Here is an 18804-nt window from a genome sequence, read left to right as displayed (position 1 = left end):
AGACAATGGGGCCATGGGACGCGGCACACTCCGGATCTACCTCGGCGCGGCACCGGGCGTCGGCAAGACGTACGCGATGCTGGCCGAGGCCCACCGCAGGGTCGAGCGCGGCACCGACTGCGTCGTGGCCCTCGTGGAGCACCACGACCGGCCGCGTACCGAGGTGATGCTGCACGGCCTGGAACAGATCCCGCGTTCCGAGATCGACTACCGCTCCGCCGTCTTCACCGAGATGGACGTCGACGCCGTCCTGGAGCGCGCGCCCGCCGTGGCCCTGGTGGACGAGCTGGCCCACACCAACGTGCCCGGCTCCCGCAACGCCAAGCGCTGGCAGGACGTCGAGGAGCTCCTCAAGGCGGGGATCGATGTCATATCCACGGTCAACATCCAGCACCTGGAGTCGCTGGGCGACGTCGTGGAGTCGATCACCGGCGTACGCCAGCAGGAGACCGTCCCGGACGAGGTGGTACGCCGGGCCGACCAGATCGAGCTGGTCGACATGTCGCCCCAGGCGCTGCGCCGCCGGATGGCGCACGGCAACATCTACCAGCCCGACAAGCTGGACGCCGCCCTCTCGAACTACTTCCGCCCCGGCAACCTGACCGCCCTGCGCGAGCTGGCCCTCCTGTGGACCGCCGACCGGGTCGACGAGTACCTCCAGCAGTACCGGGGCGAGCACAACATCCGCACCACCTGGCAGGCCCGCGAACGCATCGTCGTCGGCCTCACCGGCGGCCCCGAGGGCCGCACGCTCATCCGCCGCGCCTCCCGGATGGCCGCCAAGGGCTCAGGCAGCGAGATCCTCGCCGTCTACATCGCGCGCAGCGACGGGCTGACCTCCGCCTCGCCCAAGGAGCTCGCCGTCCAGCGCACCCTGGTCGAGGACGTCGGCGGAACGTTCCACCACGTCATCGGCGACGACATCCCGGCCGCCCTCCTGGAGTTCGCCCGCGGCGTCAACGCCACCCAGATCGTGCTGGGCTCCAGCCGCCGCAAGACCTGGCAGTACATCTACGGCCCCGGGGTCGGCGCCACCGTCGCCCGGGAGTCCGGACCCGACCTGGACGTCCACATCGTCACCCACGAAGAGGTCGCCAAGGGCCGTGGCCTGCCCATCGCGCGCGGCGCCCGGCTCGGGCGGGCCAGGATCGTCGGGGGGTGGCTGGTGGGCGTCGGGGGGTCCGTTCTGCTCGCCATGCTTCTGCTCAGCCTTGAGAACGGCCCTGGTCTCGCCAACGACGTCCTGCTCTTCCTCTTCCTGACCGTCGCCGCGGCCCTGCTCGGCGGATTGCGGCCCGCGCTCGCCTCGGCCGCCGTCGGCACCCTGCTCCTGAACTACTGGTTCACCCCGCCGACCCATACTCTGACCGTCCAGGACCCCGAGAACTTCGTCGCCATCGTGATCTTCTTCGCGGTGGCGGTGGCGGTCTCCTCGGTGGTGGACCTGGCGGCCCGCCGCACCCACCAGGCCGCCCGGCTGCGCGCCGAGTCGGAGATCCTCTCCTTCCTGGCGGGCAGCGTGCTGCGCGGCGAGACCGCGCTGGACGCGCTGCTGGAGCGGGTCCGCGAGACCTTCGCGATGGAGTCCGTCGCCCTGCTGGAGCGGGCCAGCGACGTCGACCCGTGGACTTGCGCCGGATTCGTCGGGCCCGCCCCGGTCGCCCGGCCCGACGACGCGGACGTGGACATGCCGGTCGGCGACAACATGGCGCTCGCGCTGTCGGGCCGGGTGCTGCCCGCCGAGGACCGCCGGGTGCTCGGCGCCTTCGCCGCCCAGGCGGCCGTCGTCCTGGACCGCCAGCGCCTGGTCTCGGAGGCCGACCGGGCCCGCAGGCTCGCCGAGGGCAACCGGATCAGGACCGCGCTGCTCGCCGCCGTCAGCCACGACCTGCGCACCCCGCTCGCCGGGATCAAGGCCGCCGTCAGCTCACTGCGCTCCGACGACGTCGCCTGGTCGCCGGAGGACGAGGCCGAGCTCCTCGAAGGCATCGAGGACGGCGCCGACCGGCTCGACCACCTGGTCGGCAACCTGCTGGACATGTCCCGCCTCCAGACCGGCACCGTGACCCCGCTGATCCGCGAGATCGACCTGGACGAGGTGGTGCCGATGGCGCTCGGCGGGGTCCCCGAGGGCAGCGTCGACCTGGACATCCCCGAGACGCTGCCCATGGTCGCCGTCGACCCGGGGCTGCTGGAGCGGGTCGTCGCCAACGTCGTCGAGAACGCCGTCAAGTACAGCCCCGGCAGCGAGCCCATCGCGGTGGCCGCCAGCGCGCACGGCGAACGCGTCGAACTCCGGGTCGTCGACCGGGGACGCGGCGTCCCCGACGAGGCCAAGGAGCGGATCTTTGAACCCTTCCAGCGGTACGGTGACGCGCCGCGCGGCGCAGGAGTGGGCCTGGGCCTCGCGGTCTCCCGGGGCTTCGCCGAGGCCATGGGCGGCACGCTGGACGCCGAGGACACGCCTGGTGGCGGGCTCACCATGGTCCTGACGCTGACGGCCGCACCGGGCCGGGACCAGGCCGAGGACCGCGCGGTCCTCCCGGCCGAGGCCACCTCATGACGGACCCGCCGCGCGTGCAGCCGGCCCCCTCTTCCCCGTACAACCCCTCCAGCAGAAAGGCAGGTCCGCGATGACCCGGGTGCTTGTGGTCGACGACGAGCCGCAGATCGTACGCGCCCTCGTGATCAACCTGAAGGCCCGCAAGTACGAGGTCGACGCCGCCGCCGACGGGGCGACCGCCCTCCAGCTCGCCGCCGCCCGCCACCCCGACGTCGTGCTCCTGGACCTCGGGCTGCCCGACATGGACGGGGTCGAGGTGATCAAGGGCCTGCGCGGCTGGACCCGGGTCCCGATCCTCGTCCTCTCCGCGCGCCACACCTCCGACGAGAAGGTGGAGGCGCTGGACGCGGGCGCCGACGACTACGTCACCAAGCCCTTCGGCATGGACGAGCTGCTGGCCCGCCTGCGCGCCTCCGTACGCCGCTCGGAACCGGTCGGCCAGGAGGTCACCGAGGACCTGGCGATCGTCGAGACGGCCGGCTTCACCGTCGACCTGGCCGCCAAGAAGGTGCACCGCGCCGGCCGCGACGTACGGCTGACCCCCACCGAGTGGCACCTCCTTGAGGTCCTCGTCCGCAACGCCGGCCGCCTGGTCAGCCAGAAGCAGCTCCTCCAGGAGGTCTGGGGGCCCTCCTACGGCACCGAGACGAACTATCTGCGGGTCTACATGGCCCAGCTGCGCCGCAAGCTGGAGGCGGACCCCTCGCACCCACGCCACTTCGTCACCGAGCCGGGCATGGGCTACCGCTTCGAGCGCGGCTGACGCCCGCCGCGTCATCCTTTCGAGTGGTTCACCCAGGCCTCGGCCGGTGGCGTGCGGGACCGGTACCCTTCGGGTATGAGTGCTGTTCCCCGACACGAGAAGGCCGGCAGGGCGGAGAGGCCGTCCGGTCGCTTCCGCCGTATGCTCGACCGGCTCTCCAGCTCCCAGGAGGACCTGGAGTCCGAGGAGCTGCGGGAGGACACCCAGGCCACCGGCTGCACCCGGATATCCGAGTGCTCCGACCGGCAGATCGTCAAGGTGGCTGGTACGTTGCGGACCGTCACCCTCCGTCCCCGGGCCGGAGTGCCCGCCCTGGAGGCGGAGCTCTTCGACGGCACCGAGCCGTTGGACGTGGTCTGGCTGGGCCGGCGCTCCATCGTCGGCATAGAGCCCGGGCGCCGGATCATCGCCTCGGGCCGGGTCGCCATGAGCCACGGGCGCCGGGTGCTGTTCAACCCCACATACGAACTCCGACCGCTCGGCAAGGAGTAGCCGGTGACGTCTCTCGACAAGCCGACGTCCGATACGGACCAGTCCCACCTCACCGACCGGGAGAACGCCGGCGGAAGGCACGCAGCCCAGCAGGACGCCGGGTCGAAGGCGGTCACCGAAGCCGCGCTCTTCGAGGCTTTCGGCGGCGTGCGCGGCATGGTGGAGACGGTCCTGCCCGGGCTGCTCTTCGTCACGATCTTCACCATCAACAAGGACCTGCACGTCTCGGCCATCGCGGCCCTGGCCGTCTCGCTGGCCCTGGTCGCCGTACGGCTGATCCGCCGGGACACCGTGAAGCACGCCTTCAGCGGCGTCTTCGGCGTGGCCTTCGGTGTCGTCTTCGCGATGATGACGGGCGACGCCAAGGACTTCTACCTGCCGGGCATGCTCTACACGCTGGGGCTGGCCACGGCCTACCTCGTCACCGCAGCCGCCGGGGTCCCGCTGATCGGGCTGATCCTGGGCCCGGTCTTCAAGGAGAACCTCTCCTGGCGTACGCGTAACCCGGGCCGGAAGAAGGCGTACACCAAGGCGAGTTACGCCTGGGGCCTCATCCTGCTCGCCAAGTGCGCGATCCTCTTCCCGCTCTACTGGTGGGCCGACACCACGCAGTTCGGCTGGGTGCTGGTCGCGCTGAAGATCCCGCCGTTCCTGCTCGCGGTCTACCTGACCTGGGTCTTCCTCGCGAAGGCTCCGCCGCCCATCGACGTCTTCGCCGAGATGGAGGCCGAGGAGAAGGCCGCGGAGCAGGCGGAGAAGGACCGCAAGGCCGAGCAGGCCGCGGCGGCTCTCCGCAACCCGGAGGCGTAAGACGTACGTATAAGAGGGGCCCGTAATCGCTGTTGTGCGGTTACGGGCCCCTCTCATGCTCACGCGTCAGCTGCAGGACTGCTCACACGTCAGTCGTCGGACGACAGATCGCGGCGGACCGACAGCAGATCCTCCAACTGCTCCTCGCGCGCCTGGGCCGCCACGAACAGCAGCTCGTCACCGGCCTCCAGGGACTCCTCGGGACTCGGCGTCAGCACCCGCGTCCCGCGGATGATGGTGACCAGCGAGGTGTCCTCGGGCCACGCCACATCACCGACCCGGGTACCGGCCAGCGCCGACTCCGGCGGCAGCGTCAGCTCCACCAGGTTGGCGTCGCCGTGGCTGAAGCGCAGCAGCCGGACCAGATCGCCGACGCTCACCGCCTCCTCCACCAGTGCCGACATCAGCCGCGGGGTCGAGACGGCGACATCGACGCCCCAGGACTCGTTGAAGAGCCACTCGTTCTTCGGGTGGTTGACCCGAGCCACCACGCGCGGCACGCCGTACTCGGTCTTCGCGAGCAGCGAGACGACCAGGTTCACCTTGTCGTCGCCCGTCGCCGCGATCACCACGTTGCAGCGCTGCAGGGCCGCCTCGTCCAGCGACGTGATCTCGCAGGCGTCCGCGAGCAGCCACTCGGCCGACGGGACCCGCTCCACCGAGATGGCGCTGGGCGCCTTGTCGATGAGCAGCACCTCGTGCCCGTTCTCCAGCAGCTCGGTGGCGATGGAACGGCCCACCGCGCCCGCTCCGGCAATCGACACACGCATCAGTGACCGCCCTCCTCGGGACCTTCGGCGAAGGCTTCTTCGACCTTGGCGATCTCGTCCGTACGCATCATCACGTGGACCAGGTCGCCCTCCTGCAGGACGGTCTGTGACGTCGGCAGGATGGCCTCTCCCAACCGGGTGAGGAAGGCGACGCGGACGCCGGTCTGCTCCTGGAGCGTGCTGATCCGGTGGCCGATCCAGGACGGTGTCGTGTGCACCTCGGCGAGCTGCACACCTCCGCTCGGATCGCGCCACAGCGGCTCCGCGCCGGAGGGCAGCAGCCGCCGCAGCATCTGGTCCGCCGTCCAGCGGACCGTGGCCACGGTGGGGATTCCGAGGCGCTGGTAGACCTCGGCCCGCTTCGGGTCGTAGATACGGGCCGCGACGTTCTCGATGGAGAACATCTCGCGGGCCACGCGGGCCGCGATGATGTTGGAGTTGTCGCCGCTGCTGACCGCGGCGAACGCCCCGGCGTCCTCGATGCCCGCCTCGCGGAGGGTGTCCTGGTCGAAGCCGACCCCGGTGACCCGGCGACCGCCGAATCCGGACCCGAGACGGCGGAAGGCCGTCGGGTCCTGGTCGATCACCGCGACCGTGTGCCCCTGCTGCTCCAGGGTCTGTGCGAGAGCGGCTCCGACGCGCCCGCAGCCCATGATGACGATGTGCACCGTTCGCCTACCTCGCCGTCCTGGTCAACCGGCTGACCTGCGAAAACACGCTGCTCACACTTCTCTCTCAGCTTGCCGGGCAAACAACGGGGCAACGACTTCGGCGCTGCCCGGGGATGAGCTTATGCCGCCCGTGGGCCGCTGTTTCCTCCGAGTGTGCGTTGCTCCGGACACATGGGCAAAGGGGGAGTAAAAGTGCTGCGCCGATCGCAAGGATTGCGTTAAGGATTACGGCTGATTTCTGCTCCCGCCGCAGGAGAGAGGGGTGCCACGACGATCAAGCGTCCTCGACCGGTACGGGCTCCGCTTACGATCCTCAGCGTGTCCAAACTGACCGACGTGCCCAAAAGGATCCTGATCGGCCGGGCGCTGCGCAGCGACAAGCTGGGGGAGACGCTCCTCCCCAAGCGCATCGCGCTCCCCGTCTTCGCGTCCGACCCGCTCTCCTCGGTGGCGTACGCACCCGGAGAAGTCCTCCTGGTCCTGTCCATCGCGGGCGTATCGGCGTACCACTTCAGCCCGTGGATCGCGGTGGCCGTCGTGGTCCTGATGTTCACGGTCGTCGCCTCCTACCGGCAGAACGTCCGTGCCTACCCGAGCGGCGGCGGCGACTACGAGGTCGCCACCACCAACCTCGGCCCCCGGGCCGGACTGACCGTCGCCAGCGCCCTGCTGGTCGACTACGTCCTCACCGTGGCCGTGTCGATCTCCGCCGGAGTGGAGAACCTGGGCTCCGCGATCCCCTTCGTCATCGAGCACAAGACGCTCTGCGCGATCGGCGCCATCGTGCTGCTCACGCTGATGAACCTCCGCGGGGTCAAGGAGTCGGGGAAGCTGTTCGCGGTCCCCACCTACCTCTTCGTGGCCGGCGTCTTCCTGATGCTCCTGTGGGGTGCGTTCCGGGGCCTGGTCCTCGGCGACACGATGCATGCCCCGACCTCCGAGCTGGAGATCAAACCCGAGCACCAGGGACTCGCGGGCTTCGCTCTCCTCTTCCTCCTCCTGCGCGCCTTCTCCTCCGGCTGCGCCGCCCTCACCGGGGTCGAGGCGATCAGCAACGGGGTGCCCGCCTTCCGCAAGCCGAAGTCCAAGAACGCCGCGACGACGCTCGCGATGATGGGCCTGCTCGCCGTCACCATGTTCTGCGGAATCATCGCCCTGGCCATGACCACCGATGTCAAGATGGCCGAGAACCCGGCCGTCGACCTGCTCCGCGACGGCGTCCCGGTCGGCGAGAGCTACACCCAGGACCCGGTGATCGCCCAGGTGGCCGAGGCGGTCTTCGGCCACGGCTCGTTCCTGTTCATGATGCTTGCCGCGGCCACCGCGCTGGTCCTCTTCCTGGCCGCGAACACCGCGTACAACGGCTTCCCGCTGCTCGGCTCGATCCTCGCCCAGGACCGCTACCTGCCGCGCCAGCTCCACACCCGCGGCGACCGGCTCGCCTTCTCCAACGGCATCGTGCTGCTGGCGGGTGCAGCCATCCTGCTGGTGTGGATCTACGGCGCGGACTCCACGCGCCTGATCCAGCTGTACATCGTCGGCGTCTTCGTCTCCTTCACCCTCAGCCAGACCGGAATGGTGCGGCACTGGAACCGTCTGCTGACCGACGAAGGGGACCAGGCCAAGCGCCGCCGTATGATCCGGTCCCGCGCCATCAACGCCTTCGGCGCCTTCTTCTGCGGCGTGGTCCTGGTGATCGTCCTTGCCACCAAGTTCAGCCACGGCGCCTGGGTCGCGCTGCTCGGCATGGTCATCTTCTACGGCACGATGACCGCGATCCGGAAGCACTACGACCGGGTCGCCGCCGAGATCTCCGCCGAGGACACCTCTCCGGACGAGAGCGTCCGCCCGTCCCGCGTCCACGCGATCGTCCTGGTCTCCAAGCTCCACCGCCCGACCCTGCGGGCCCTCGCCTACGCCAAGCTGATCCGCGCCGACCAGCTGGAGGCGCTCTCCATCAGCGTCGACCCGGACGAGACGAAGGCCCTGCGCGAGGACTGGGAACGGCGCAACATCGACGTACCGCTCAAGATCCTCGACTCGCCGTACCGCGAGGTGACCCGCCCGGTCATCGAGTACGTGAAGGGCCTGCGCCGACAGAGTCCGCGCGACGTGATCAGCGTCTACATCCCGGAGTACGTGGTCGGCCACTGGTACGAGCACCTCCTCCACAACCAGAGCGCACTGCGCCTGAAGGGCCGCCTGCTCTTCACGCCCGGCGTGATGGTCACCTCCGTCCCGTACCAGCTCCAGTCCTCCGAGGCGGCGAAGCAGCGGGCCCGCAGGCGGGCGGACTGGAGCGCTCCGGGCTCGGTGCGGCGCGGCCCGGTGGAGCGCCGGCACAAGGAGCCGAGCCGGAAGGGATGAGGGGCATGACGGGTGTCTCCTGGTAAGCACCCTGGTGGCACCCACGTAGACTGGTGGGCTGTTGTCCGGCCGCGGGCACCCGCCTTCCCCCTTCCTCCCTGGAGCCTCCCCTCATGCAGAACGAACCCACGTCGTCGCTGGTCGGGGAGGAGTACGAGGTCGAGGTCGGCCCCGTCGCACACGGCGGCCACTGCATCGCCCGTACCGCCGAGAACCAGGTGCTCTTCGTCCGCCACACGCTCCCCGGCGAGAAGATCATCGCCAAGGTCACCGACGGCGACACGGACTCCCGCTTCCTGCGGGCGGATGCGGTACGGATCCTGGAGCCGTCCAAGGACCGCGTCGAGGCCCCGTGCCCGTACGCCGGCCCCGGCAAGTGCGGCGGCTGCGACTGGCAGCACGCCAAGCCCGGTGCCCAGCGCCGCCTCAAGGGCGAGGTGATCGCCGAGCAGCTCCAGCGCCTGGCGGGCCTGACGCCCGAGGAGGCCGGCTGGGACGGCACGGTCATGCCGGCCGAGGGCGACAAGCTCCCGCCGGGCGAGGTGCCGGCCTGGCGCACCCGTGTCCAGTACGCCATCGACGCGGACGGCCGGACGGGCCTGCGCAAGCACCGCTCGCACGACGTCCAGCCGATCGACCACTGCCTGATCGCCGCACCCGGCGTCTCCGAGCTCGGCGTGGAGAAGCGCGAGTGGCCGCAGATCGCCGCGGTGGAGGCGATCACCGCCACCGGCTCCAACGACCGCCAGGTCATCCTCACGCCGAAGCCCGGCGGCCGGCTCCCGCTGGTCGAGCTGGACAAGCCGGTCTCCGTACTCCGCGTCGACGAGAAGGACAGCGGGGTCCACCGAGTCCACGGCCGCGCCTTCGTCCGCGAACGCGCCGACGACCGCACGTACCGCGTCGGCTCCGGCGGCTTCTGGCAGGTCCACCCGCAGGCGGCCAACACCCTGGTCCGCGCGGTCATGCAGGGCCTCCTGCCCCGCAAGAACGACACGGCCCTCGACCTCTACTGCGGCGTCGGCCTCTTCGCCGGCGCCATCGGCCAGCGCATCGGCGAGAAGGGCGCGGTGCTCGGCATCGAGTCCGGCAAGCGCGCGGTCGAGGACGCCCGCCACAACCTGAAGGACCTGGACCGCGTCCGCATCGAACACGGCAAGGTCGACCAGGTCCTGCCCCGCACGGGCATCACGGAGTGCGACCTGATCGTCCTGGACCCGCCACGCGCGGGCGCCGGCAAGCAGGTGGTCAAGCACCTGGTGTCGCTGGGGGCGCGCCGTATCGCGTACGTCGCCTGCGACCCGGCGGCGCTGGCACGGGACCTGGCGTACTTCGCGGAGGGCGGGTACCGGGTGCGGACGCTGCGGGCGTTCGATCTGTTTCCTATGACGCATCATGTGGAGTGCGTGGCTATTTTGGAGCCTGCTGCAAAGGGGCTCTGACCTGCAGTTTCCCAAGGTTCTCAGGCATGGCGGGATGCGCTCGACATGTTTTCCACCGGACACCACGTGGAACGTACGGCCGTTCAAGCACACTGCTCTGACCTGCGGTTTCACCCGAGAGCGCAGGGGCAAGCAGTCTGCGGCGACCTTCGTCGGGAATGGTGCACGACGGGCTCGACGCTCATCTGACGCTCGTTCTTATGGTGCGTCAGGTGAGCCTCGAACCCACGGCGCAGTACCTTGCCCATCGGCTCTTGCTGCACCAATTCGACGCAGGGGACGTGCCGCACGGCAGCGAGGCATCCGACACCGCCGCGCCGCTCGTCGCGGAACTCGCAGTCAACGCTGCCCCGCACGGCCGGTACATCGAGGTTGCCTCTGAGATCCTCGGCCGGACCCTGGTTCTCGCGCGTTGCCCAGGCCCTACGTGCCGATCCGGCGCAGGGCGAGGAGCATCGCGTCGTCGGTGCGGGTCATCCAGCGGCCCGCGAGGTGGTCGACGTAGTCGGTGCCGTACGGCGTGGGCCGGTGGTGTCGCGTACTCCACGCTGCGTTCCGTCAGTTCCCTGTACGCCTCCTCCAAGGAGGCTGTGACGGAACGGAGTTCGTGGAGCGGGATCCCGAGCCGGTGGGCGAGGTCCCCGACCTCCTCCGGGGCCGCTCCTGTCGCGCCCCCGCCGTCGAGGTGGTCGAGCAGGGCCCGCCTGTCCTCGGCGTGGGGCACCCGGACCCGTACCGACGCCCGTGAACTCTTCTCCAGGAGCGTCGCCATCGGGCTGTCCGCCAGAATTCAGCGCCTGTAGGCGGCACTTGAGCGCATCGGCAGTCTGCCTGTATGTCCTCGTATCGTCCGGTTCCGCCAGGTCGCCGCCTGTTGTTCAGGCTTACCGGGGTGGCCAGTTGCCCGATGCCTGGAGGGCCATGTACTCCTCCGCCGGCGGGAAGGTGGGAGCGAAGTGCGCGGCGGATCAGGTCGACCAGACCACCCTGCCGTTGTGGACGATGACCACCTTGGCGTCGGCGCGGAGGACCATCTGGGCGCCGCCGAAGTCGTGGGTCTTGGAGGCCCAGATGGCGCGGTCGTCGCCGTTGTGGATGACCAGGTTGCCGTCGGGCTGGAAGATCGCGCGGTGGTTCTCGCCGAAGGTCATCGCGGCCCAGATGGGCTTGTTCTGCTCGTTGTAGACGACGAGGTTGCCGTCCTGCTGCATCGTCATACGGATGCGGTTGGTGGCCCAGGACTGGCCGACGCCGATCGAGCTGGTCGCGGAGACCGTCTGGGTGCCCCAGCTGGGCTGGGGCGTCGCCTTGGGCTTGGGTTTCGGCTTGGGCTTCGGGGTGGGGGTGGGCTCGGGCTTCTTCTCGGGTGGCGGGCTCTTGCTGGGTTGCGGTGCGGGCGCGGCGGGTGCGGGGGCCGCCGGGGCCGGTGGTGGGGCGATCTTCTTCTGTACGGTCGGGGACGGCGTGGGCTTCACCGCCACGTAGTCGTCCAGGGCTGCCGGGGCCGGTTCCGGGTTGAGGACCGTGTCGGCGCTTCCGGCCACCGGTGCTGTGCCGGTGTTACGGGGCTCCTCGTCGTTCGCGCTGCCCATGAGGAGCACGGGTATCGCCACCAGCGCGGCGCCCACGAACACCGCACCTGCCAGGATCGGAGTGCGAGGGCGTCCCTTGTCGGTGGCGGTGAGGGGCTTGGTGGCCGACGTCGTGCCGATGGCCGTGGCGACGGCCAGGCCTGCTGTGGGCGGCTCGGGTTCCTCGGCCGTCTTCGCCGCCGTGGTGGTCTCGCCGGGCGGGGTGGTGGGCTCTGCCTCGGAGGTGGGTGGCGAGGCCTCCGCTTTGGAGGTGGGAGGCGATGTTTCCGGCTCTGGAGTGGGAGCCGGTGTCTGTGCCGCCTCGGAGGTGGTCGCTGAGGTCTTCGTCTCCTCGGTCGGTGCGGGGGCGGCCTCCTCCGTCTGGGCTTTGGCTGCCGCGGTGTTGGGGTGTTCGGGGGACATGCGGTGACTCCTCCTCGGTGGCGTGCTCAACGTAGCCCGTCGCGCGGAAGGTGAGCGGTGTCTCCCCGAGAACGTCCCCGTCGCTTTGTCCTTCTGCGCCTCACTGGTCCCGGAACGTTCTCTGTTCGGGCAGCAAACGGGCACGTCGGCACCCGATTCGGAGCTCTGGTGAGCCGTCATCAACCGAGGTCGTATGACATCCTGTTGGCTTCCCGATCTGATCACTGTCGGCGGTTCGCGCAGGCCGCTCGGCGCACAAGAATGCGTACGGAGCCAAGAGTTCAGGTGGAGAGACGGGCCGGAGAGCGGCGAGAGGGCCGACAGGACGCGCCGTTGGCCGTTCCTGATGCCTCGATGGTGCCCGATGCCGTACGGGAAGCCGCTCGCCGGGCGCCGGGGCACTGGGTCGGCATCGTCGATCCGGAGTGGACCGGCGAGCGGACGCCGCCGGAGTGGGCCGTGCTGGGCGAGTGGCAGTCGGACGCCGACGGTGGCGTGGCGGAGTACCGCGCCAACCCGGCGTACCGGCCCTCGGCCCGGGTCCTCGGGTGGCCGGAGCCCACCGATCCCGTGGACGCGGCGGCTCAGCGGGCCGCGACCGGGTACGGCACGGTCGAGGAAGCTCTCGCGGAACTCGCGGAGGCGGACGTCTCCGTGGTGCGCGGGCCGGACGGCGGGCCGCTCATGGCCGCCGGGCGGGACGGGGTGCCGGTGGTGCTTCTGTTCACCTCGCCCACACATGAATTCATGTCCTCGGCACTTCACCATGACAGCCTGCCCGCGAGCGAGTTGGCCAGGTCGGTGAGCGCTTCCGGCGCCCTGCTGATGGTCAATGCCGGGGCCGCCGCCCCTTTGCTCGTCCCGGCCGACAGCCTTCCCGGCACCGTGAGCGCGGCGGACGGCCCCAGCTCCACCGAACCCTGGCCCCACACCACAGGGAGGACCCCATGACGCGTTCGTCCCAGCAGACCCCTGCCTCCCAGGAGGTGCCTGCCTCCCAGGAGGCCCCCGCTTCCCAGGAGGTCCCTGCCTCTCAGCAGACCCCCGCCTCTCAGGAGACTCGCGCGGAGTCCGGTGCCGAGAGCGAGGCGGCAGCCGCCGCCAACGCCTCCGCGAGCGCGGCGCCCGCAGTTCCCGTTGCTCCCGCTCCTTCCGTCGTGCCTGACGCGACCGCCGCGCCTGACCCCGCCCCTGCGCAGGCCAGGACCGGAGCGGCCGCCGCCCCCGAGGCCGACACCGATCCCGGCGCCTCCGCCGCCGCCCAGAGCCGGCTCCCCGCCCTCGTACGGACCATGACCGCCACCGCCATCGGCAAGCCGCAGCAGGAGGCCGGGCCCGTCGGACGGCCCGGGAAGGCCATGCTCGCCGGAGCGGCGGTGGCCGGGGCGCTCCTCGTGTCCGTGCCCTTCCTCGTACTCGCCGGCAACGACGACAAGGGGCCCGAGCAGCCTTCCACGGCGGCGGCCGGGACGGTGCTCGACGGGAGCGGGCCGGAGGCGCCCGGAGAGTTCGCCGTCACCGCACCCGAGACCAGCTCCCCGGCCGAGGAGGAGAAGGGCGCCGACAAGGCGGAGAAGGCCGAACAGCCCGTACGGCACGTTCCGCCGCCCGCCGTACCTCCGACCGGCAGCGGCAAGGACGAGGCCGAGAAGGAGAGCGCTGCTCCCAAGGACCCGCCGAAGAAGGCCGATCCGCCCAAGGCACAGCCCAAGACGGAGCCCAAGGCCCAACCCAAGGCGAAGAACCAGCCCGCCAAGGCCCAGCCCGCCGTCACCTTCCGGGGTCCCTTCTCCTTCCGCAGCCACCTCTCCGGCCGCTGCGTCGACGTCCCCGGCCACAACTTCAACGACGGCCAGCGGCTCTTCATGTGGGACTGCAACGGCGCCGACGCCCAGAAGTGGCGCATCGGCTCCGACGGCACCATCCGGGCCCGGGACAAGTGCCTGGACGTGGCCAACGCGGTCTTCCGCAACGGCACCCCCATCCAGCTCGCCTGGTGCAACGGCTCCGCCGCCCAGAAGTTCGACCTGAATCCCGCCCACGACCTGGTCAACACGGTCGTCGGCATGTGCGTCGACATCCCGAACCACAGCAAGGAGCGGGGCCCGTCCACGTATCTGATCCTGTGGGAGTGCACGGGCAACCCCAACCAGAAGTGGAGCTCCTGACCCGGGCATCCGGCCGCCGGGAGCCCGCCCCCGGCGGCCGTCCGCGCGTGACGGGGCATGATGGCATCGCCGGACCGCTGGAACCGTGTCCCCGGTGAAGAGGGGCGTCCGCACAGGACGCCGCCGTAGCAAGGAGGTTGGTGCGTGTCGCGCCAGGTACTGTCGGTCGGCCCCGGGGACCGCTTCTCGACGATCGGTGAGGCGCTCGCCGCCGCCCGTACCGGTGCGCTCATCAGCGTCCGGCCCGGAACGTACGCGGAGAACCTGGTGATCCACACCCGGGTCACCCTCACCGCCGCCGAAGGCCGGGGCACGGTCGAGATCCGGCCGCGTTCGGGCAGTGTGATCGCGCTGCGCGCCGACGCCGTGATGCTCTCCGAACTCACCTTGCGCGGTGGCGACGCGGAGCTGCCGGCCGTCGATGTCCGGCGCGGACAGGCCGCGTTCGACGGGTGCGAGATCGTCGGTGCCGCCTGGACCGCGATGCTGGCCGGCGGGACCGGCTCCCTCGCGCTGCGGGACTGCCGGGTGAGCAACCCGCAGGGCGCGGGCATCGTCGTGACCTCCACCACGCCGACCACTGTCGAGTCCTGCACGCTCGAACACCTCGGCACCAGCGGGATCGTCCTCGCCGAGCAGGGCGAGGCGCGGATCCGCGACTGCACGGTACGCGGCGCCCGTGGCAACGGTCTCCTCGCCAACGGTGAGACCCGAGGCACCGTCGAGGACTGCGACATCTCCTCCACCGACAAGCCCTCCATCGCCCTGGAGGAGAACTCCGCCGTCTCCGTCGTACGGACCGTCGTGCACGACACCAGCACCGGCGTGCACCTGAGCAGTTCGGGCCGCACCACCCTGGAGGACGTCCGCGTCACCGGCGCCTCCGGCAACGGCATCGCGCTGGCCGGCGGCACCGACCCCGTCCTGCGCCGCTGCCGCGTCTCGCGCGCACGCGGCCACGGCGTCGTCGTCACCGACCGGGCGCGCGGCACCTTCGAGGACTGCTGGGTCGACGGTGCGCAGGGCGCGGCCCTGCGGGTCGCCGGGTCGTCCTCGCCGGCGCTGACCGGGCTGACCGTCCGCGACTGCGAAGGGGTCGGGCTGCTCCTGGAGGAGGACGCGGCGCCCGAGCTGGACCGCTTGGAGGTGATCGGCTCCTCGCCCGCCGTCGCGCTGCAGGGCGGAGCCAACCCGCTGCTGCGCCGGGCCCGGCTGGTGGAGCCCGCCGGCGACGGCATCACGGCCACGCGGAACGCCCGCGGCCGCGTCGAGGACTGCGAGATCGTCCGGCCGAAGGGCGCCGGTGTACGGGTGGCCTCCGGCTCCACTCTCTACCTGGCCGGCGGCGGCGTCTCCGACACCGCGACCAGCGGCCTGATCGTGGAGGACGGCGGCAACGTCACCGTCCGCGACTTCCGCGTCGAGACAGCGGGCGAGGAAGGCGTGGTCGTCGCTGCGGGCGGCGAGCTGACCGCCAACCGCACCACCGTGCACGCTCCCAAGGGCCACGGCTTCCTGCTCCGCGAAGGCGCGCTCGCCTCGCTCAGCGGCTGCGAGGCCAACGGCGGCGCCCAGGACGGCTTCCGCGTCGAGTCCACCGCCCCCGTCTCGCTCGTCAACTGCACCGCCCGCGAGAACGAGGGCGGCGGCCTCGTGCAGACCGCACCCGGCGACCGGCTCGCCGTGGACGGCCTGAACAGCGTCTCCAACGGCAAGCGGGACGCCTGGGGCAGCGGCAGCGCCGAGAACACCGACCCGGCCGGCTCCGGCGCCGCCGACGCGCCTCCGCCGGACCGCGCGGACGGCCCGCTCGGCGCCCTCAACGCGCTGATCGGCCTGGAGAACGTCAAGCAGCAGGTCCGTACGCTGGTCAACCTGACCCAGCTCGCCCAGCGCCGCGAACAACTCGGCATGCCCGCACCGCCGATGAGCCGCCACCTGGTCTTCGCCGGCCCTCCTGGCACCGGCAAGACCACCGTCGCCCGCCTCTACGGCGCGATCCTCGCCGAGCTGGGTTCGCTGCGCAGCGGCCACCTGGTGGAGGTCTCCCGCGCCGACCTGGTCGCCCAGGTCGTCGGCGGCACCGCCATCAAGACCTCCGAGACCTTCCAACGGGCCCTCGGCGGCGTGCTCTTCGTCGACGAGGCCTACACACTCACCGCCGACAGCGGCAGCGGCGGCGCCGACTTCGGCCGCGAGGCGGTGGACACGCTGCTCAAGCTCATGGAGGACCACCGCGACGACGTGGTGGTCGTCGCGGCCGGATACTCCCGCGAGATGGACTCCTTCCTCAGCTCCAACCCCGGTCTGGCGTCCCGCTTTTCGCGGACCGTGGAGTTCGAGAACTACTCGGTGCCGGACCTGGTCGCGATCATGGAGAGCATGTGCGCCCAGCACCAGTACGAACTGGGTGAGGGCACGGCGGAGGCGCTCGCCGCGCACTTCGGTGCGATGGACCGGGACGCCGGATTCGGCAACGGCCGTGCCGCGCGCGGGGTGTTCGAGGAGATGGTGGACCGGCAGGCCGTCCGCCTCTCGGCCCAGCCACAGGTCACCGAGCACGATCTGCGGCTGCTCCTGCCCGACGACGTCTCCGCCACCGCGGCCGCCTCGGCCACCGGACCCGCCGCACCGGCCGACGACCCGCTCACCCGCCTCGGCGACATGATCGGCCTGGCCGAGGTCAAGCGCGAGGTCGCCGACCTGGTCAACCTCATCACCACCGCCCGCCACCGCGCCGCCGCCGGCCTCCCCGTCCCCTCGCTCAGCAACCACCTGGTCTTCACCGGCCCGCCCGGCACCGGCAAGACCACCGTCGCCCGCCTCTACGGCGAGGTCCTCACCCAGCTCGGCGTGCTGGAACGCGGCCAGCTGATCGAGGCGGCCCGCGCCGATCTCGTCGGCCGTTACATCGGCCACACCGCCCAGTTGACCCGCGAGATCTTCGAACGGGCCCGTGGCGGCGTGCTGTTCATCGACGAGGCCTACACCCTCACTCCGCGCGGCGGCGGCGCCGACTTCGGCCAGGAGGCGGTGGACACCCTGCTGAAGCTCATGGAGGACCACCGCGACGAGGTCGTCGTCATCGTGGCCGGCTACACCGACGAGATGGAGCGCTTCCTCGCCTCCAACCCCGGCCTCTCCTCCCGCTTCCCGCGCCGGATCTCCTTCGCCGACTACTCCTCCGAGGAGCTGGTCACCATCGTGCGCGCCCAGGCCGCCGCCATGGGGTACGAGTGTGGGCCCGGCACCGGGCCGCTGCTCAAGGAGCACTTCGACGCGCTGCCGCGCGACCGCTCCTTCGGCAACGCGCGCCTGGCCCGCCAGGTGGTCGAGGCGATGGTCACCCGCCAGGCCGGCAGGCTGAGTTCACTGGCCGCGCCGACCCTGGACGACCTCCGCATCCTGCTCCCGGCCGACGTCACGACCGCCGCGACGAAGGCGGTCCCGCAGTGAGGCCGCCTGCGCGGAGGACGACCCGCCTGCTGTACGGACCCGGGCTCGCCGCCGCTCTCATGCTCCCGGCGGCCGTCGCCCCGGCCCAGGCCGCACCCCACCCCCGTACGCCCATCGCCTTCCCCGCCGCCGACGGCAAGAAGGACGGCCAGAAGGGCCAGGAGCTGCCCGGCATGCCCACCGCGCTCGATCCCCGGGCCGACGCCGTCGTCTGCACGCCCGCCTCCAAGGAGAAGGCCAGGAAGCAGGACTGGTCCCGCCAGCGCCTCGACCTGGACCGCCTCCACCGGCACACCGCCGGCGCGGGCGTCACCGTCGCGCTGATCTCCACCGGCGTCGACCCCGAGGCGGCCGGTCTCAAAGGCCGCGTCACCGCCGAGGGCGAGGCGGCCGACGACTGCGTCGGACACGGTACGTTCCTGGCCGGGCTGATCGCCGGGTCCGGCGGGTCCACCCCGAGGCTGGCCGGCGTCGCTCCAGGCGCCGAGATCCTGGCTCTGCGCGGCACCGACCGGCGCGGGCAGCCGGACCCCGCGCTCGTCACGGCGGCGGTACGCGAAGCCACCGAGGCCAAGGCCGGTGTGATCGCCGTCGCGGTGGCCCTCCCGGGCAAGGACACCGAGCTGACCCGAGCCGTCGCCGAGGCGCGCAAGGCCGGCGCGGTGGTCGTCGCCGCGGCCACCCCGGAGCCGCCGGCGCGCGGCTCCGCCGACGAGATCCCCTCCCGTACCTACTGGCCCGCCGGCGAACCCGGTGTCCTCGCGGTCGCCGACATGCTGCCCGCAGGTGCCCGTCCGGACGGCGCGCTGCCGACCGCGGCCGTCGACCTGGTCGCACCCGGCGCCGGAGTGGTCTCCGGCGGGCCGCGCGGGAGCGGGCACTACCTCGGCGGAGGCGTCGCGGTGGCCACCGCGTACGCCGCCGGGGCCGCCGCCGTGGTCCGCGCCACCCATCCCGACGGTCCGGCCGACTCCGTGACCCGTCGGCTCACCGCCACCGCGTACCCGGCCGACATCCCGCAGCTCGACGCGTACGCCGCCGTCACCACGGTCCTCGGCGACTCCGCCGCGCCGGCCGCCGGTGCGGAGCGGCGCGCCGAACCCGTGGCCGTACGCGACACCGCCGACACCGACCGCGCCACCGGCCGGGCCACGCTCTTCGTGCTCCTCGGTACGGCCGGTGTCCTCGCCGTCCTCTGGGCCGGGTTCGCGCTCGCGCGGGCCCGCGCGAGAGGCTGGCGGCCGGCGGGCCAAGGCTGAGACGGAGGTGGGGCGCCCCCCTGCCGAAGGGCGCCCCACCTCCGTACAT

Annotated in this window: 13 protein-coding genes; 10 read left to right on the top strand and 3 right to left on the bottom strand. The window is 71.5% G+C overall.

Annotated features, from left to right (window positions below):
• Nucleotides 1–13 precede the first annotated feature (13 nt).
• The 4 genes from ABZ267_RS24540 to ABZ267_RS24525 all read left to right on the top strand — a co-directional run bounded on the left by ABZ267_RS24540 (nucleotide 14) and on the right by ABZ267_RS24525 (nucleotide 4628).
• The gene (locus ABZ267_RS24540) at nucleotides 14–2563 is read left to right on the top strand and encodes a sensor histidine kinase KdpD (protein WP_356749044.1); all 2550 of its coding nucleotides are present in this window, start codon (nucleotides 14–16) and stop codon (nucleotides 2561–2563) included.
• 70 nt (nucleotides 2564–2633) lie between these two features.
• Nucleotides 2634–3326 carry a response regulator gene (locus ABZ267_RS24535; RefSeq protein WP_356749042.1) on the top strand — a complete coding sequence of 231 codons (693 nt, stop codon included), beginning with the start codon at nucleotides 2634–2636 and terminating at the stop codon, nucleotides 3324–3326.
• 75 nt (nucleotides 3327–3401) lie between these two features.
• On the top strand, nucleotides 3402–3818 hold the full coding sequence (locus ABZ267_RS24530; RefSeq protein ID WP_356749040.1) for an OB-fold nucleic acid binding domain-containing protein: 417 nt from the start codon (nucleotides 3402–3404) through the stop codon (nucleotides 3816–3818).
• Nucleotides 3819–3821: 3 nt separating this feature from the next.
• Nucleotides 3822–4628, top strand: coding sequence for a DUF3159 domain-containing protein (locus tag ABZ267_RS24525; RefSeq protein ID WP_356749038.1), 807 nt, complete (start codon nucleotides 3822–3824; stop codon nucleotides 4626–4628).
• 89 nt (nucleotides 4629–4717) lie between these two features.
• On the opposite strand, the gene ABZ267_RS24520 is transcribed toward ABZ267_RS24525, so the two are convergent.
• Both ABZ267_RS24520 and ABZ267_RS24515 read right to left on the bottom strand, forming a co-directional pair.
• Nucleotides 4718–5398, bottom strand: coding sequence for a TrkA family potassium uptake protein (locus ABZ267_RS24520; RefSeq protein ID WP_030571485.1), 681 nt, complete (start codon nucleotides 5396–5398; stop codon nucleotides 4718–4720).
• Nucleotides 5398–6066: a TrkA family potassium uptake protein gene (locus tag ABZ267_RS24515; protein ID WP_030571488.1), complete on the bottom strand. Its 669-nt coding sequence runs from the start codon at nucleotides 6064–6066 to the stop codon at nucleotides 5398–5400. The genes ABZ267_RS24520 and ABZ267_RS24515 overlap by 1 nt, the downstream gene beginning before the upstream one ends.
• A gap of 321 nt (nucleotides 6067–6387) precedes the next feature.
• Here ABZ267_RS24515 and ABZ267_RS24510 point away from each other — a divergent pair, with 321 nt between their 5' ends.
• Both ABZ267_RS24510 and ABZ267_RS24505 read left to right on the top strand, forming a co-directional pair.
• Nucleotides 6388–8436 carry an APC family permease gene (locus tag ABZ267_RS24510; RefSeq protein ID WP_356749036.1) on the top strand — a complete coding sequence of 683 codons (2049 nt, stop codon included), beginning with the start codon at nucleotides 6388–6390 and terminating at the stop codon, nucleotides 8434–8436.
• A 113-nt stretch (nucleotides 8437–8549) separates the two neighbouring features.
• Nucleotides 8550–9878: a class I SAM-dependent RNA methyltransferase gene (locus ABZ267_RS24505; protein WP_356749034.1), complete on the top strand. Its 1329-nt coding sequence runs from the start codon at nucleotides 8550–8552 to the stop codon at nucleotides 9876–9878.
• Between the two features lie 968 nt (nucleotides 9879–10846).
• Here the strand turns inward: ABZ267_RS24505 and ABZ267_RS24500 are convergent.
• Complete coding sequence (locus ABZ267_RS24500) at nucleotides 10847–11872, bottom strand: mannose-binding protein (protein ID WP_356363564.1); 1026 nt, start codon at nucleotides 11870–11872, stop codon at nucleotides 10847–10849.
• Between the two features lie 354 nt (nucleotides 11873–12226).
• Here ABZ267_RS24500 and ABZ267_RS24495 point away from each other — a divergent pair, with 354 nt between their 5' ends.
• The 4 genes from ABZ267_RS24495 to ABZ267_RS24480 all read left to right on the top strand — a co-directional run bounded on the left by ABZ267_RS24495 (nucleotide 12227) and on the right by ABZ267_RS24480 (nucleotide 18755).
• Nucleotides 12227–12823 (top strand): type VII secretion system-associated protein, encoded by a 597-nt coding sequence (locus ABZ267_RS24495; RefSeq protein ID WP_356749243.1) that lies wholly within the window; start codon nucleotides 12227–12229, stop codon nucleotides 12821–12823.
• Nucleotides 12820–14040, top strand: coding sequence for a ricin-type beta-trefoil lectin domain protein (locus tag ABZ267_RS24490; RefSeq protein ID WP_356749032.1), 1221 nt, complete (start codon nucleotides 12820–12822; stop codon nucleotides 14038–14040). The genes ABZ267_RS24495 and ABZ267_RS24490 overlap by 4 nt, the downstream gene beginning before the upstream one ends.
• A 144-nt stretch (nucleotides 14041–14184) precedes the next feature.
• Complete coding sequence (locus tag ABZ267_RS24485) at nucleotides 14185–17496, top strand: right-handed parallel beta-helix repeat-containing protein (protein WP_356749030.1); 3312 nt, start codon at nucleotides 14185–14187, stop codon at nucleotides 17494–17496.
• On the top strand, nucleotides 17493–18755 hold the full coding sequence (locus ABZ267_RS24480) for a S8 family serine peptidase (protein WP_356749028.1): 1263 nt from the start codon (nucleotides 17493–17495) through the stop codon (nucleotides 18753–18755). The genes ABZ267_RS24485 and ABZ267_RS24480 overlap by 4 nt, the downstream gene beginning before the upstream one ends.
• Nucleotides 18756–18804 lie beyond the last annotated feature (49 nt).

It is taken from the genome of Streptomyces sp. NPDC006174 (genome assembly GCF_040614075.1).
In the GTDB taxonomy this organism is placed as follows: domain Bacteria; phylum Actinomycetota; class Actinomycetes; order Streptomycetales; family Streptomycetaceae; genus Streptomyces.
Note: the sequence above shows the minus strand (reverse complement) of the source record. Positions and strands in the feature narration are given on the sequence as shown.